Below are 17,165 nucleotides of genomic sequence, written 5' to 3' on the forward strand. Positions count from 1 at the left end.
TGCTGACGCGTTATTTGGCTGGGCGGTAGCTGGTGCGGCGGATGGTAGGAAGCATCGCGGTGCAGCAACCAGGGCATGCATACGTATTCAACGGTTGCATGCATACGTATTCATGGCGCGTCTTCACATGACGCACACGCATTTGTGCTTGGCCAAAACAAAACCGCCGCGATGTGGATCGCGGCGGTTAGTCAATGCAATGCGTCAGTCGTGCATCACCAGGGTGCGGCGACCAGCGAAATCGGTTCCCAGAACACGGCGGCTTTGGCGGCATGCGTATCGGCGGCGGCGATCGCTTCGGGATGATGTGCCGGCGCGGTCCAGCCGGAGGAGCGCAGCACAGCGATCGCTACCATGAGGTCGCCACGCAATTGGGGAATGGCCTCGTGCGTCAGATCCTTCAACGAGAGGTTGGAGGCGTTGAGCCTTACGGCTTCATACGCGGAGATGGCGCGGCAATGACTGCGCACCAGCGCGCTGGTGAATGTCTTGTCGAATGCATCGCCATTCAATGCTTGCAGGCGATCCATCGTCGGATCGTCGCCGGCCATCGGTGTGCCGGCCGCGCGCTGGTTCGGCATGAGTTGCGCCATGCGTGCGTTCAGTGCCGTGCGCTCCTGAACGATCGTAGTGGCGAGCTGGAGCACACGCGGGTTGATGGACTTGGCGATCGCCAGTTTCGCCAGCGCGATTTGACTGGCGTTGTCGGACATGGCGCGTTCAAGGAATGCTTGTTCGTCACTGTTTAGTGGCGAGTTGCCGTTGTCGGCGGCTTGCGCAAGCCCCGCCCCCAGCACCAGCCACATAAGCACGAGCGAGAGAGGGACCAACCGGGAGAACCTTGCACCGTACATACGACCGCCTACCGATGGCAGAGCCAGAGCGCTCCGACAACGCCAATGTGACTGGAAGAAGGTTCAAAGTTCGTTTAGAAATTGTCAGGCGAGTATGCGGAAGCGTCAGAGCAGGTTGCTTGGCTTCAGCAAGCTCAGGCTTGCGTTATCGCCTGCGTACCGGATCGCGATCAAGCGTTAACGAAAACCGGGGCGAGGCGAGTTCGGCGGCAACCGCCGCAGGCGTTGCCCAAGGTAAGTCATACCTTCATCTTTTTTCGTCCTGAATGCCGCGGGAAGGCCGGCCATTGGCGCTTGCGCCCGTTAACGCACGAACTTGCAGGCCGCCTGGCGCAACCGCGCCCTGACACGCGCCTTCCATGGCGCTCAAAAAATAGGAAGTTTACCTTTGTAGGTAAACTTCCTAACTGCTAAACTTCCGTCCATGGCTAAAGAGAAACCCGACCCTGCACTCATCATGGCCGCCGCCGCCGAGTTGCGTGTACTGATCGGCCGGCTGAAGCGCCGGTTGCGCGAAGAAATCGGCTCGCACGGCCTCAGCCTGTCGCAGGTCGCGGTGCTGGGCCACCTGGAGCGTGAAGGCGCCGCCACAGTGACCGAGCTTGCCCGGGTCGAAGGCGTGCGTTCGCAATCGATGGGGGCAACCGTGGCATCGCTGGAGGCGGAAGGGCTGGTGAAGGGTGCGCCGCATCCTACCGACGGCCGTCGCACCGTGTTGTCACTCACACCCAAGGCGCGCGAGTGGATCAAGGCCAGCCGCGCGGCGCGGGAGGATTGGTTGTTCCACACGCTTCAGGCACGGCTTTCCTCTGCGGAGCAAAAAAAGCTCGCCGCGGCGATTCCCCTACTCAAACGGCTGGTCGAACCCTGAACGCCCTGATGGAGCGCCAGCATCAGGCCAGCGACACACTACGGAGATCCGTTTATGCAATGGCTTCACTATGTGGCTCTTTTCTTCGGCGGCGCGTTCCTGATCAACGCCGTCCCGCACGTGGTCAGCGGCGTGATGGGGCGCCCTTTCCAATCGCCGTTCGCCAAGCCGCCGGGACAGGGGTTGTCTTCCTCCACCGTCAACGTGCTCTGGGGTTTCTTCAACGCGGTGGTCGGTTACCTGCTGATCCGCCGCGCGGGCAGTTTTGATGGGCATGACGCGGCCGACATGGTCGCAGCTGCGCTGGGGGCGCTGCTGTTGGCGCTGTTCCTCGCCCACCAGTTCGGACGCTTCAACGGCGGCAAGTTGTGAAAGGTACATTCCGCTCGCTGCGCGGTTACAACTATCGCGTCTGGGCTGGCGGTGCGTTGGTCTCCAACGTCGGCACCTGGATGCAGCGCATCGGGCAGGATTGGCTGGTACTCACCCAACTCACCCGTCACAACGCCTCCGCGGTGGGTACGGTGATGGCGTTGCAATTCGGTCCGCAGGTTTTGTTGCTGCCGTTGACCGGTTATGCCGCCGATCACTTCAACCGCAGAAAGCTCTTGTTGGTCACGCAGGCGTTGATGGGTCTGCTGGCATTGGGACTTGGCGTGCTCACCGTGACTGGCGTGGTTCGGTTGTGGGAGGTTTACAGCTTCGCGGGGGCGCTCGGCTGCGTCACGGCATTCGATTCACCCGCACGCCAGACGTTTGTGTCCGAGCTGGTCAGCGAGGACGATCTTTCCAACGCGGTGGGATTGAATTCCACCTCGTTCAACGCCGGGCGCATGATCGGGCCGGCGGTAGCGGGCCTGCTGATCGCCGCCGTGGGTACGGGATGGGTGTTCGTGCTCAACGCGGCGTCGTTTGGCGCGGTGCTGTGTGCGCTGAGCCTGCTGCGGCGCGAAGAACTGCACGTGAAGGCATGGGCGCACCGCTCGCGCGGCAGTCTTACCGAAGGGTTCCGCTATGTGTGGCACCGGCCGGACCTGCGCTCGGTGTTGCTGATGCTGTTTCTGTTCGGCACGTTCGGGCTCAACTTTCCGATCTACATCTCCACCATGTCGGTGACGGTGTTTCACGCGGGCGCGGGGCGCTATGGCTTTCTCACGTCCACGCTGGCGATCGGCACGGTGATGGGCGCGTTGCTCGCCGCGCGCCGCGCACGGCCGAGCATTCCACTCTTGATTACCGCCGCCGCCGTGTTCGGTCTCGGGCTGACGACGGCGGCGCTCTCGCCCGACTATGGGGTCTTTGCGATGGCGCTGGTGGCGATCGGCGTTTGCGCGCAAACCTTCACCACCTCGACCAATAGCCTGGTGCAACTGTCCACGGAACCGGCCATGCGTGGGCGCGTGGTGGCGATTCTGCTGGCCATTGCGGTCGGCGGCACGCCATTAGGGGCGCCGGTGGTGGGGTGGGTGGCCGACACGTTCGGGCCACGCTGGTCCATGAGCGTCGGCGCGGCGGGGGGGCTTGCCGCCGCGCTGGTAGGTGTCCGTTATCTGGTGAAATACCACGCCTTACGGGTGCGCATTGATGCGGGGCGTGTGCGTTTCAGCATGCGGCACGCGGTTCCCACCGCCCTCAGCGGCGAGGAAATCACCTGACACGTTGCGCGATCCGGTTTCTCGATCACCGCCACGTCAGCTGGACACCATCGCGAATACCCTGCGATGGCAAGGTAACGGTCGTGGTGCCATCCCGTTCGTTCCAACGCCACTGCGCGACCGGCTTGCCATGGGCACTGACCGAATGCGGCTCACTCAACCCGTGAATGATCACGACATACGAACGTGACGAGGGCTGTCCCTTGTAGGTGCCCTTGGCGGCAGCGATGGTCAGCGTGTGCGCACCATCGCTTCGACTGGCATAACGCATCGACGTCATCGCGTAGCTGCCTTGGACATAATCGAGCGATAGGCCATCGTCTTCATACAGATCGAAGTGCCCTTGGCCTGCGCCGTAGACGTTGAGGATCAAGGCATCCAACGGCTTGGCATCGGAATAATCGCTGCGTCGCTGCTCGGGAATGATCGAGCCTTCGCGCACAAACACCGGTGTTGCATCGACATCGTAGTGCGCGGTGAACGAGCGGGCGCCCTGGTAGTGCTTGCCGGTAAAGAAATCCACCCACGAGCCCGGCGGCAGATACACCGTGCGCCGATCGTCCGCGCTGAGCACGGGCGCCACCAGCATTTCATCGCCGAAGAAGTATTCGTGGGAATGCCGGTATGCCTCCTCCAAATCCGGATACTGCAAGTAAAGCGGGCGCAGCAGCGGCATCGATTGCGTATGCGCCAGCCACGTATAGGTATAAATGTAGGGAATGAGCTGCGTGCGCAAGGTAAAGTATTTGCGCATCAGTGCGATGCCTTTGTCGCCGTACACCCATGGCATGCGCACATTGCCTTCCTGCGGATTGGCATGCGCGCTGTGCATGCGCAAGATCGGGCTGAACGCACCGAACTCGATCCAGCGTGCGTAGAGATCGAAGTCGATCTTCGCGCCATGAAAGCCGCCGATGTCGTGGCTGATATACGGCACCAGCACGTTGCCGCCGCGTGCGGTGAAAGCCACTTCGTAGGCAAGCACCGGCCATTGCGAATACGTATCACCGGTAAAGAAACCCGGATAGCGTTCGCTGCCCCAGTCACCATAACGGCCCAGGATGAAAGCGCGCTGGCCGGTGAGCTGTTGCGTGAAATCGTAGAACACCTTGTTCGTCCAGAGCTGCGGGTTGAGCCCCGGCATGTTGGCCGCACCGCCGCCGCCGTCCACCCACCACGCGGCGACGCCCGATTGCATCAGCGGTGCGTGCAGATCGCGCATGAACACATCGGCCTGTTGCTGGTCGGAAAGGTCGAAGGCGATCCGGTTCGGTGGCGGCACATTTCGAATGGCCACCGGCCCGCGGAAGATACCGCCGCCCTGTTCGCCCGATACGACACGCAAGGCAATGTCATTGGGTTGCCCGCCATGCACGTACGGCCTGATATCCGTATAGGTGAGCCGTCGCGGCCATTGCACGTGCGTGTGCTCGGCCTCCTTGCCGTTCACGAAAATACGATAGCTCTGACCCACTTCGCCAAGATAGAGATACATCGCATCGGGCAGTGTGGCCGGCAAATCGACCGACGTGCGATACCAGCCGACGCCTTGGTAATGCGGAAATCCCTGTTTTTCCCACGACTGATCGGTACGGATCGGCTTCCATGCGTGGTCGTCGTAATCGCCAGCGAACCATCGCCCGGACATGCCCTGGTCGTGCGGATCGGGCGCGAAGCGCCACTGGCCGGACATATCCATGTCGAAGGTGGCCGCCGGCGGTAGCGTCCGGCCAAGGTCTTTCAACACTTCCGGTGCGCGGCTGTCGCTGAAGGAAAGGATGCTTTCTTCCGTGCCGGCATAACCGGGATGATCATTGAGGCTCAGCTTGATGCCGCGATCATGCAGCCACGTCAGAAACTGCGCGGGATGCGGAATCAGCGGGCTCCAGTCGTAACCACCTTGCCAGCCATAGTTGTGCCATGCGAAATCCAGCACCAATGTGTCGAACGGAATGTGGTGGTCGCGCAGGCGCGACAATTCGTTTTCCAGGTACTGCTGGTTGTAACGCTGGAACGCCGCGGTATGCGCATCGGCGGTATCGGGGAAGTATTCAAAATTGAAATCGGTAATCCAATTGCCCAGCACATAGCGCGGAATCATCGGTATGCCTCCGCACAGTTGCGCGTACGCTTGAAGTACTTGCCGATAATCGTGGTGGTAGGTAAACAGGTACCAGTCTTGCCCATACGGCTTGGCGCGTGGCGTTATCCAGTGGGTTTTTTCGTCCCACAAGGGTGTCTGGCTGTCGTCGATGAACGCATAGCCGCTACGGCTGAGCAGTCCCGGTTTGGCCGGTTCCAGCGGAATGTCGATGCCAGGAATGATGTCCTTGACCGGGCTCTCCAGGTCGTGTTCGCCCTTGGGCAGATTGGCGTCGCTGACGTGATCGAGCGAATAAGTGAGGCCGCCCAGATTCTGCGTATCGATCTGGCCTGGATGCCACGTATGCGGTGCCTCGCCAGGCCGGGTCCAGATCACTTGCACGTTATCCGCCGTGAATGGTCCGGAATTCAGGCGGTAGCGCAGCGTCATGCGTTGCGTACGCAGCACGAGCCAACCGTTCTCTTGGGAGGATTGGATCATCACCGCCGGCCAATGGCGCTTCAACACCACCGCGCTAGGCGCATCCACAAACGCGCCTCTTGGCGCATATTCCATGCGCACCAGCGACGGTGTCAGAAATTGGAATCGTGCATCACCGGCGACGACGGTCGTGGTGCTCTGAGTTTGCGTATACGCAACGAGCGGCGTGGATACGAATGCGGCGAACGCGACGAGGATCAAGCAACGAAACCGTTTCATGCGAGAGTCTCTGTTGGATCACGTACAAGAGGACTCCGCACTTATACTCGCCGCCAAGCGCCAGGGACACCCTTGGCGTTCGAGCGGAAAGTCGCCAGTGCCGGCTATCGCCGGGGCGACGAACAACGCCGGGCGCTGGCGATCCAACACAAAAAGTGGAGGCCATAAAGGCCTCCACTTCGTGTCTTCATCGTGATCGCTTACGGCGAATTGACCAACGTCGTAACCAGACCCGACTGCGGACTACCCCAGCCTGTCACCAGGTCGTAGCCCTTCACGGCCGAATAGCTGCCGGACTTGCCACTGGTGATGTCGTGGAAATCCGTCGAGTAGGTGCTGGTAAGCGCGCCACCGGATTCATTCTCCGGATAGACCGTCGCATTGAAGTTGCCGATGCGCGTCTTGCCGTCGGCAATGCGTTGCTGGTTGATCAACGCCACAAAGCCCGCCCACATCGGCGCTGCGAAACTGGTGCCACCGTAATCGTTGGCGGTGCAGGTGGTCTGATCGGCGCATACATAGAACGTGAAGTTCGCATTGGCCGATACGTCTGGGCCGTTGCGATAGGTGGTCGATCCCTTGTTGCTGGAGTTGATCACGCCGCTGATCTGCTGCCAGGAAGGAATGGCGATCTTGTCCGGCGAGATACCGCCTCCACTGTCCACCCATGCCGTTTCAGACTTCCATGGGCCACCCGCGCTGCTGGTGGTGAGATCCGTGCCGCCCACGGAAATGACGTTGGCGTCGTCGGCCGGCCATGCTTCATTGCGCCTGGACCAGGTCGAGCTGTCACCCGATGCCGCGAAGAACGTCTGGCCTTGCGCGGCCATCTTCTCGAAGTACGGATCGAGGGTAGAAGGATCATCCGGCGTCCAGCCCCACGAGCAACCGATGGTGGTCGGCAGCGGGCTATGCGTGGTCATCGAACCGATGATGGCGGTATCGGTAGAGCCGACATAGACCGTCAAACTCGCCAGCCCGGGCGCCATGCCGATCGCTTGCGTCATGTCCAGCGTCTGCTCGGTATCGTCGCAGCCGCTCGACGCCGTGCAGGAGGTGCTGGTGCCGTCGGTCGACAACAGCGTGACCGGCACGTTGTTGGTCTGGTGCACATTGCTGAAATACGTGCTCAAGTCGGCAAGGTCGGTGCCGTAGTACTCGAACAGGCCCAGGTTTTCTCCCGCGCCCGTCAATGCGGTGCCGCCGTAGTAAGCAGCGCGCATGTCGCTTCCCAGGAACGATGCCGATGGGCCCGAACCGGTGGTCGCGTGCGACACCACGGCTTCGGGGCTGATGCCGTGGGCGGCGGCGTAGTCGCTCTTCTTCACGTATAGCGGTTTGGGAATGGAGTAGTTATCCAGGCCCGATACATGCCACAACGAAATCGCCAGCGAGGTGGTCGGTTCGCGATCCGGGCTGTAGAACGTGCGATTCTCGGTGGGATGCTGATAGGTGTGCATCTTCACATTGAACGCGGCTTCCACGGCAGAAACCGGGCCAACGATCTGGACGTCCATGGCGTCGCGGCTGCCGCCGGTTACCGTAAAGCCGTAATGCTCAAGGTATTGCACGACGGTGTCGTAGTCGTTCTGCGTGGGGCCAAAGCGCGCAGTGAACTCCTGCGGCGTGAGGAAATGACGGTAGTTGGCGCTGGCGGGATTGTCGACGTCCGCCACGAATGCATCCAGGCCGGCCTGATCGCGCAAGGGCAGCACGACATTCAGGCTCATCAACTTGTTGGCGGGCAGATCGCCCACTTGCTGTGCGGTGTGGCTGCTCACCGCATCACGCACGTGATGCGTGTAAAACTGTGCGGCATTCGCCGCGGCGCTGGCACCGAATGCCAAGGCGATGGCAATCGACAAACCGCATGCCTTGCGTGCCAGTGCCTTTGAACGACGTGTTCCATTCGAATCTGTGCTTGTCATCGAAATCTACTCCTGTGAGTTAAGTAGTCTGTGACGTTCGAAGAATCGAGGAAACAACAGTGCTCCCCTCCCCAGGGGTGCCGAGTGGCCGCGGGAGCGTAGGTCCCACTTCGTCGTTTTCAGGTGAAACTAATGCGCTTTTTCACATCTCAAATTTTTGCGGTATCGTGCGCAATTACTTGCTACGTACGGCGCGAAACGCGTCACAGATAACGGCATGATTTCGCGCTGGGGCAACACAAGCATGACTGCGCAAACCCATTCGTGACCAGCAAAGGCATGAGCATGAATCCCTCCGAACGCATCGACCAGCTCATCGAACAACTCGACGACTGGCGCGGCACCACCTTCGCCAGCCTGCGCAAAGCCATCCTCGAAGCCGACCGCGAGATCGTCGAGGAATGGAAGTGGAAGGGAAGCCCCGTCTGGTATCGCGACGGCATGATCGCGGTGGCTAACGCACACAAGAGCAAGGTAAAGATCACCTTTCTGCATGGGGCGAAGCTTGCCGACCCGGACAAGCTTTTCAATGCAGGCCTTGAAGGCGGCGCTTGGCGCGCGATCGATTTCCTCGAGGGCGATAAAGTCCCCAAAACCGCCTTGAAAAATCTAGTGCGTGCGGCGATTGCGCACAACCAGAGCCGAATGCAGAAGAAAGCGGCGCAATCGACGCGAACGAAAGCGACCAAGAGCAAGCAGGCATAACACTGCTATCAACAGGAAGCGCGCAAGATGATCGTCAAGGACGACGTAATGCGCCAACGATGGTGCCATCGGAGTCGAGCACAAACAGCACTTCCTCCGTACCGTTTTCGTGGCGGACCAGATATTTGTCCCATCCCTGGGGCGTGACTCCAATGAACGCCTGCGATGTCACCGGACCGAGCTTGGCGGCAAACGCGTCGATCGCCGCCTTCTGGTTGCGGCGCGCCTGAGCCAATGGCGGACTCAGCCTCGGTGAGTCGGAGCTGGGCGAGAGCACGATCTTCAAGACCTGCTCGCTGTCGGGATAGGGCTGCTGCGCGCGGACGCGGGCTTGCAGCGCGTTCACAATACCCTGTGCTGCCGCCGCGTCGATACGCGGCGCGTTGATGTGTTTGCCGTTCTGGGAAAACGCCATCGCGGTGGGTTGGCCTTGCGCATCCAGGACAAAGTTTAGATGCACATTGGCGACTTTTGCGAAGAAGCCGTTAGTGCTGCTGGGATAAATGGGGAAAAATCCCTGTCCCGTGAGCTGCATCGAAAGCTGCGATCCATCCAATTTCACCGTCATGACCGAATACGGGCCGAATCGGTAAAAGCCAACGTAGCCGGCAAGCACAGCCGGGCTCACGCTCACCTCGTGATCTGCCGAAGTCGTGGCGACATCCGGCGGTGTCACCTGCGCGGCGAATGCCGTCACGCCCAACGACACACACACCATCGCCAACGCCGAAAGGCGCGCCCATTTCCCTGGTTTCAGCAACATGATCTTGATCCTTTGTTCGAGAAACGATCCGGACTCCGACATGGCCGTCACCGTGGTCACGGCGCCGCATCATCAGAAGTGTTTGGTGAAGCCGAAGCTCAGCGCGTTGTCGTGCACGCGGCTGCCGAAAAAACCCTGGTAGTCCGCATACACGCTCCACGATGCACCGGCCTGCGCCGTGATGCGTGCGCTCGCGGTGCCCAGGCCGCGTCCTTGCGCGCTGCCCGGCAGGTCGAAGGTCGTGCCGTCCTGCGCGGTGACTTGCACGATCGGCGTCGCCGCGTCGTGCGTGTCGTAGCGGTAGCCCAGGCTCACTTCAGGCACGTAAGTGATGCCGTGCGCCACAAAGCTATGTTCGATCGCCATGACGGCGTACGGTTGCAATGCCGTATAGCGGCTGCGCGTGCCGTCGACCGGGAAATTCGACGCGGTGAAGGTGGTGCTGTTGAGTGTTTCGCTGAAACCGTCCAGCGTCTGCCGCTGGTATAGCGCGCCGACCTTCGGCGTGAGCTGCCACTGCGTGAGCTGCAAGGGCCACGCGGCCTGAAATGCTGCCGATTGCATGTTGCCGCCCGGCGTGGACGTCGCTGTGCCGACGCCGGTGGTGCGGTTAAAGTGGTAATCGCTGTGCATCGCATCGAGCACCGCCGACAGCACTATCGGTCCGGCATTGGCGTAGGCATAAATGCCTCCGTGCACATCGTCCACGCGACCGTTGCCGCCGAGTTTGTCGTTGCCGTTGACCTGCCCCACGCCCGCTTGCAGGCCCACATGTACCGCATCGCCAACGGCATAATCGGCGCCGCCAAGCAGGCCGAAGCTGGTGCTGTTCGAACCGTCGGAACCGCCGAGCGAGATATTGGAACCGGTGTACTGCGCCCACGCGCCGCCACCGCAGGCGCTGGCGACGTTCTGCATCGAGGGCGCGCGGCCGGCACCGCATGACGTATCGCGGGACATCAACGCAACGTCGAGCACTGAGCCCAGATCCTGCTGGCTGGCCAGGTCCACGCTGCGCATCAGGTTTCCGAACAAACTGCTGTCGAGCGGCATCACCGATTCATTGGCCAGCGTCAGATCGACGGCGGTCGCGCTATAACTGAGTTGCGATTGGATCGTTCCCGGCACGGTGCCGTTGACCGTACTGAACGTGCCGCTTACCGACCCTGCTTGCAGCAGGGTGTACTTGCCGGTGTTGTACGTGCCCGGTGCGAAGATCAGATCGAGCGTGCCGGCGAGGCTCGCATTGCCGGTCACCTTCAGCATCGACGATTGCGTGGGCGTTACATCGATCTGCAGCGCGCCATCGGCATTTTGTGTGTAATTGCCTGCAATGGTAAGCGTGCCCATCGATCCGCCCGGCCACACGATGCCATCGTTGGTGACGTTGCCATCGACTGTGCCGTGACCACGCAGCGTGCCTGCACTTTGCACATCCACGGTGCCATCGATGGACGCGTTGGAGGAATGGCTGTCGCCAATTTCGAGCGTGCCGGCGCTGACGGCGGTGCCGCCGGTATAAGTGTTGACGCCATCGAGTATCAACGTGCCCGCACCCGTCTTGGTCAGGCTGCCGCTGCCGCTGATCACGTTGCTGAAAGTGGCGTCGCTGGCCTGATTGAAAATCACCGCTGCGTTATTGGCGATGGTGCCCTGCAGGCTGCTCGCATCACCCTGCAACGTGCCGCTGTTGACCGTTGTGCCACCGGTATAGGTATTGGTGCCGATCAATGTCAGCGTACCGCTGCCGCTCTTGATGAGTTGGCCGCCGCCGGAAATCGCACCGCTGAAACTGCCGTTGCTGGTTTGCGCAAATTCCAGCGTAGCGTTGTTGACGATCGTGCCTTGAAGGCTCGTCGAACTGCCTTGTAGCATGCCGGCGCTGATCGTGGTGACGCCGCTGTAGACATTTGCGCCGGTGAACAACAACGTGCCGGAGCCGGTTTTTGTCACGTTGCCGGAGCCGCTGATAACGCCGCTATACGTGCCGTTGGTGACCTGGTTGAACACGAGTGCTGCATTGTTGGCGATGTTGCCTTGCAGGCTGTTCGTATCGCCCTGCAACGTACCTGCGCTGATGGTGGTGCCGCCGGTATAGTTGTTTGCGCCGCTCAACGTCAGCGTGCCGCCGCCGTTCTTGATCACCTGTCCGCTACCGGAAATGGCGCCGCTGAAGCTGCCGGCGCTCGTTTGCGCAAACAGCAAGGTGGCATTGTCGGTGATATTGCCTTGCAGGCTGCTCGTATCGCCCTGCAAGGTGCCAGCGTCGATGACGGTGCCGCCGCTGTACGTGTTGGCGCCGGAAAGTACGAGCGTCCCCGCACCGCTCTTCAACAAGCCGCCGCTGCCGGTAAGCGTCTGGCTCACGGTGAACGCGTTGTTCGCATCATCAATGTCGAAACCGCCGCCGGGGCTGCCCCAGACGATGGTGCGCGCGGTCTGGTTGAAAGCAGTGCCGGTGATTTCCAGCGTGCCGCCTTCGAAATCCAGTGGATTGCTGCTCGCGCCAAGATTGGTATCCGACGACACCGACAAATAGCCGCCGCTCAACGTAGTCGTGCCGGTATAAGTGTTGGTGCCCGTCAGCACCAGCGTGCCGCCATCGGTCTTGTTGAAGCCGTCGGTGCCTTGCAGCACGTTGTCGATGATCGCCGTATCGCCGCTGCTCACGCGAAGCACCGGAGCGACACCGCTCTGCTCGACCAGGTCGATGGCATCGCCCGTGAGGTGATAGCCGTTGCTGACAAACTGCATGCCGAGCGCACTGACATTGCCATTGCTGTCATCCACCGCGACGGTGCCCGCTGCGCCGCCAAAGATGGCGAAGCCGGGTTGCGGCGACATCGGCCCCACGTATTGGCCGTTGGTGTTGGACCAGGTGTTCGACGAGATACTCCACGTACCGCTGCCACCACCCATCTGGCTGGGACTGGCGAGACCGTTCGCATCCCATTCGTCCAGCGTCACACCCAGGGTGTCGATCAGGTTGATTTGCCTGTCGACGGTGAGAATCTGTAGGCTCATGCCGCTGGGCGGCGCAAAGCCGCCGCCGGTGATGTCCAGCGCCGTGCCCCACTGAAACAGGTTGTACAAACCCGGCCCCATGCTGCCGAGATTGTTGACGTTGAGCGTGGTACTGCCGATCGACAGGTTGCCTTGCACCACCACGTGATCGCTCTGGCCCGGTGTGCTGAAGTTCGTGCCGGGCGCGCCGAAGTCGAAATTGAGCTGCGTGCCATCGCCAATGGTGAGATCGCCACCGATGGTCAAACTGCCGATGGCGCCTGCTTCACCCGGTGTAAGCGCGGCGTTGTTGGAAAGCGTGACGCTGCCCTGCACGGTGCCGAAGCCGCTGAGCGTACCGCCATTCACGCTCACGTCGCCGCCCACGGTTGCCGTCGTATGCGAGCTGTCGCCGACGATCAAGGTGGAACCTACCGTTACGTTGGTGAGGCCGGTGATTGTGTTGGCACCATCGAGCGTCAACGCGCCTGTGCCGTTTGCCGTCAGCGTGCCCGCGCCGGAGATCACACCGTTGTAAGTGCCATTGGCGGTTTGATCGAACACCAGCGCCGCATTGTCGATCATGTTGCCTTGCAGGCTGGTGGTATTGCCTTGCAACGTGCCTGCGCTGATCGTCGTACCGCCGGTGTAGGTATTGGCGCCCGTGAGTGTCACCGTGCCGGTGCCTTCCTTCGTCAGCATGCCGGTGCCGGCGATCACACCGCTGTAAGTGCCGTTGGTGGCCTGGTTAAACGCCAACGCGGCGTTGTCGGTGATAGTGCCTTGCAGGCTCGCCGTATTCCCCTCCAAGGTGCCGCCGCTGATCGTCGTACCGCCAGCGTAGGTATTGGTGCCGGCCAGCGTCACGATACCGGTGCCAGCTACGCTCAGGCTGCCGGCGCCGGAGATATTCCCGGTGTAGGTGCCGTTCGCGGTCTGGTTGAACGCCAGCGCAGCTTCATCATCGATGTTGCCTTGCAGGCTGCTGGTGGTGCCCTGCAGCGTGCCTGCAAAGATGCTCGTGCCCCCGGTGTAACTATTGGCGCCCGAAAGTGTGAGCGTGCCCAGGCCGAACTTGTTTAAGGTGCCGCTGCCGCTGATGTTGCCGGATATCGTCAGGTCGGCATCCGTCTCCAGCTGGCTGCTACCGGTGTTGATAATGAAATTGCGCGCCGTGGTGAACGCAGCGCTGGTTTGCAGCGTGCCGCCATTGATGATGACCGCGCCACCACTGCCGCCCAGGTTGGCATCGGCTGAAATGCCTAGCACGCCCGCATCAAGAACGGTGCCGCCGGTATAGGTGTTGGCGCCGGAAAGCGCCAGCGTACCGTTGCCATCCTTGATCACTTCGCCCGCGCCGCTGATCACATGGGAGTAAATACCGAGGAGATCGGTCTCATCAAAATCCACCGATGGCGCTGTGCCAAGATTATTGTTGGCAAAGGTCAGGTTGCCTCCGAACGCAAGGGCGTCACCCGTCAACTGACCTTGCTCGATAGTCCAGTTGATGCCCGTGGTGTCGGCACCGTTGAGCGTCCAGGTGCTGTTGCCAGTCTTCTGGTAGGTGGCGAAGCCGGAGAACAAACCTGGATTGATGGTGCCGTTGCTGTCGCCGGCCAGCGCCAGCGTGTCGCCGCCGTTGGTGGTGCCGCTGGTGCTGAGGACGCTGCCGATAAAGCTGGCGCCTGCTTCGATCGTCAACGTATTGCCGCCGCCGGAAAACAGCACCGCATAGCCATTACCACCGGCACCGTTGCTGCCGCCCGCAATGCTGCCGCTGGTCGTCACGGAGTCGCCGCCCCACGCCTGCACGCCGATGCCAGGCGTGCCATTCTGGTTGCCGCCTAGCGGGCTGGGATTGGCGTTACCGCCGCTGATCGAATTCGTGTTGATAAGGGTTTCGCCCGCACCGACCAGGTTGACGCCCGTGCCGCCGCCGCCAAAACCGCCGACCTCCCCCTGGCCATCCGTAGCGGTGCCGGGGTTGCCGCCAGCGCCGCCGGTAATCGTTCCGGCATTGGTAACTTTGGTGCCGGCGCCGAGCACCAGCAGGCCATCGCCACCGCCGCCGCCGCTACCGGCATAACCACCATTGCCGCCCGCCCCGCCGGCACCGCCGGTCAGCGTGCCATTGTTGGTAAGTGTCACGCTGCCGGCGCCCGCGCCGATGATCACCCCGGCGCCGCCGCCGCCGCCCGCGCCCGGATCGGCATTGGTGGCAGTGGTGGCATCGCCGCCCACACCACCGGCGCCGCCGTTGATCGTCGTGCTATTGGCTACGATGGGTGACGAGCTGTCGTTGACGAAAACCCCCGCACCGCCACCGCCGCCACCGCCGCCAAAAAAGCTGTTGGAAGGAGACGCCGTGCCGGGGTTGCCGGGGTTACCGTTGACCGATGAATCAAGGCCAGTCGATCCGATCGCGCCGGCCAAGCCCCCAGTGCCTCCGGGGGCCGTAGCACCCGAGGCCTGATAGACGCCGTCCGCGCCATTGCCGCCGTCACCGCTGGCATCGGCAGTGCTGCCTGCGGTTTCGGACGTGCCGCTGGAGCCTAAAAACGTGGCATCGCCGCCCGTACCGTTGCCCGAACCGCCATCGTTGTTACGGCCGGGATGTTGGCCACTGCCGCCCGGCGCGCCGCAGCCGGAGGGATCGGTCGGCGTGCAGGTCTGACTTAATGCAGGCGCGCTCGCGCACGCCAATGCCAAGCTGGCGATCGCCAAGGCAAGCGGACGGCGGCGCGGTGTGCGCCTGGCAGACGTACCGGAAGACGAGCCATGCGTAGAGGTGAGTTCGCACGCCACTTGCACGACAGCCAGCGACCTATTCCACACGAGGCGATAGATGCGGTTCATTCGATTGTCCCCTGCTATGCGCCGTGTCGCAGGGCGGAAGTGCGACCGCGGCTGAAAATCCGTCAGATCGTTGTTGTCGATGAAGCTCCTGGCGAGTGCTCCACACTCATAAACGTTCGCAGGCGTATGCGAACGGCTCAACACATGCGTCGACACACCGACGCCGACATCGTGACCGATGTCTCATAAGGCATCAATAACCTTCTGAGAAAAATGCCATGCATACCGACGCTTTCAGCGCATTTACGGCGCGAGCCGCACGACAATGCGGGTCACACCACGCGCACGCCATGAACATTCGCCTGCGCATTCAGCCAGAACGCATCGTTTTCGAAACGGCGAAAGACATCCGGCGGTAACACAGTTGTGCGTTCTCGCGCGAGAACCTTCTTGCCGATCGCGTGCAAACCCGGCGTACCGGCACGCTGATCGAACGTCTCGGCGTCGAACTGCACGTTATCGAAATCATGCTGGAACAGCGGCTCGCCAATGAATTCGTAAACCGCCGCCATGGCTTTAGCTGGATCGCGCACCAGCGTTTCGTATTGCAGCAACATCAAATGCTGCGCGTGCTCGCCGTAGAACGCTTCCTTCAACGCGTTATAAGCGAAACCCACCATGCCTTCCCCATTGGCCACACCTTCGGCGCGGGTATAGACCGTGCCGCCCGGTTGAAAATTGAAAATCGAAGAGGGCTGCAGCGCATTGTTTCGGATCAACCGCTCGATGCTGTCGACGACCCACGACACATGCCGCACACACGCAATCATTTTTACGCGCGGAAAAAGCTCGCACAGCATCGGCAGCTTCGAACACCAGGTGCGACTGGTATCGAAGATAACTTCGGCCTTGAATTCCGCGCCGTAATAATTCTCAAACAACCCACTCAACACACGCCGGCGTTGCTCGTTAGTGATGTACATCGAAAATTCGTTGCGATCGCTCATCTCGCCCAGCATGGCATTGACCATGCCAGCCAGCGGGCCGCTCATGTTCGCGTGAAAGCGAGGGTTCTGGCGCAGCAGCGCCGCAAGCAAGGTGGAGCCCGATCGTGGCAGGCCGGATAGGAAGTGCATGGAGCGCACGCGTAGTTCCCTGTTCGAGGATGGGGCGTCAACCTTATATCCAGATTCGCCCACGTACCAATCTTTTGAAAGCGCCGATGGATTAACAGTGTTTTACAATCCTGCCATTCAAGCTGATGTTGACACACTACAGAAAGCTCAACGGGTGGTTGGTCCTAACCCATTTTCGAATCGATCATTCGGCGCTATTGGGCTAATCCTGTCACATCGATAGCAGCCCGAAAACGAGATGTGCCAAGTGTGCACTGCTGTTGAAGGTGTGTGCGCATGTTGAGTTGGTCATCGCGGATCGCAGTTTTGACCGGCGCACGATAAGCAATCTGCCTTTCGAGAAGATCGGCATCAAGAGGCAAAAATTCCTCGTGCGAACGTATCACGGGGTCGGTGGCGCTCCAGATGTTGGTATGAAAGCTCGTCCGTCGATAGACCTCAGGTGGGTGTTCTCATCACTGCCATGTGCGATGCTGATTACCAAACCAGTTCTCATCCCTCAATTCGTCCAGCGCCTCGCCAATCTGTTGGCTGATCTGAAGAAAGACGCGATATAGCTCCACGCGGTTCATCGTTACGGTGGTGCTGTTGTTCGCGTTGTCGGCGTCACCGCGGGCGATCTGGGCCATCACGTTCAGCATGGTCTGAATC

Annotated in this window: 10 protein-coding genes and 1 pseudogene; 4 read left to right on the plus strand and 7 right to left on the minus strand. The window is 61.1% G+C overall.

What is annotated here, in order from left to right:
• Positions 1–215 precede the first annotated feature (215 nt).
• Positions 216–830, minus strand: a complete 615-nt coding sequence (locus tag DWU98_RS11010; protein WP_158545038.1) for a DUF4142 domain-containing protein — start codon at positions 828–830, stop codon at positions 216–218.
• Positions 831–1,278: 448 nt separating this feature from the next.
• On the opposite strand from DWU98_RS11010, the gene DWU98_RS11015 reads away from it, so the two are divergent.
• From DWU98_RS11015 to DWU98_RS11025, 3 genes are read left to right on the plus strand one after another with little or no spacing between them, the layout of a single operon-like run.
• Positions 1,279–1,725: a MarR family winged helix-turn-helix transcriptional regulator gene (locus DWU98_RS11015; RefSeq protein WP_115495598.1), complete on the plus strand. Its 447-nt coding sequence runs from the start codon at positions 1,279–1,281 to the stop codon at positions 1,723–1,725.
• 54 nt (positions 1,726–1,779) lie between these two features.
• Positions 1,780–2,097 carry a hypothetical protein gene (locus DWU98_RS11020; protein ID WP_115495599.1) on the plus strand — a complete coding sequence of 106 codons (318 nt, stop codon included), beginning with the start codon at positions 1,780–1,782 and terminating at the stop codon, positions 2,095–2,097.
• Positions 2,094–3,380, plus strand: a complete 1,287-nt coding sequence (locus tag DWU98_RS11025) for an MFS transporter (protein ID WP_115495600.1) — start codon at positions 2,094–2,096, stop codon at positions 3,378–3,380. Before DWU98_RS11020 ends, DWU98_RS11025 begins: the two co-directional genes overlap by 4 nt.
• 25 nt (positions 3,381–3,405) lie before the next feature.
• On the opposite strand, the gene DWU98_RS11030 is transcribed toward DWU98_RS11025, so the two are convergent.
• Positions 3,406–6,183, minus strand: coding sequence for a glycoside hydrolase family 31 protein (locus tag DWU98_RS11030; RefSeq protein WP_115495601.1), 2,778 nt, complete (start codon positions 6,181–6,183; stop codon positions 3,406–3,408).
• Between the two features lie 200 nt (positions 6,184–6,383).
• Positions 6,384–8,111 (minus strand): S53 family peptidase, encoded by a 1,728-nt coding sequence (locus tag DWU98_RS11035; protein WP_115495602.1) that lies wholly within the window; start codon positions 8,109–8,111, stop codon positions 6,384–6,386.
• Between the two features lie 285 nt (positions 8,112–8,396).
• Between DWU98_RS11035 and DWU98_RS11040 the strand changes: the two genes are divergently transcribed.
• Positions 8,397–8,816 (plus strand): DUF1801 domain-containing protein, encoded by a 420-nt coding sequence (locus tag DWU98_RS11040; protein WP_115495630.1) that lies wholly within the window; start codon positions 8,397–8,399, stop codon positions 8,814–8,816.
• A gap of 34 nt (positions 8,817–8,850) precedes the next feature.
• Here the strand turns inward: DWU98_RS11040 and DWU98_RS11045 are convergent, their stop codons facing one another.
• The 4 genes and pseudogenes from DWU98_RS11045 to DWU98_RS21960 form a co-directional block, all read right to left on the minus strand.
• Positions 8,851–9,579 (minus strand): DUF3471 domain-containing protein, encoded by a 729-nt coding sequence (locus DWU98_RS11045; protein ID WP_158545039.1) that lies wholly within the window; start codon positions 9,577–9,579, stop codon positions 8,851–8,853.
• 1,449 nt (positions 9,580–11,028) lie between these two features.
• A pseudogene (locus tag DWU98_RS11050) lies at positions 11,029–15,426 on the minus strand (beta strand repeat-containing protein); the annotation flags it as partial.
• Positions 15,427–15,710: 284 nt separating this feature from the next.
• Positions 15,711–16,514, minus strand: coding sequence for a sulfotransferase family protein (locus DWU98_RS11055; protein WP_196239500.1), 804 nt, complete (start codon positions 16,512–16,514; stop codon positions 15,711–15,713).
• A gap of 455 nt (positions 16,515–16,969) precedes the next feature.
• On the minus strand, positions 16,970–17,165 hold a 196-nt coding region (locus DWU98_RS21960), incomplete at its 5' end, for an XAC0095 family protein (RefSeq protein ID WP_230474803.1).

It is taken from the genome of Dyella monticola, assembly GCF_003363155.1.
Lineage (GTDB): Bacteria > Pseudomonadota > Gammaproteobacteria > Xanthomonadales > Rhodanobacteraceae > Dyella_B > Dyella_B monticola.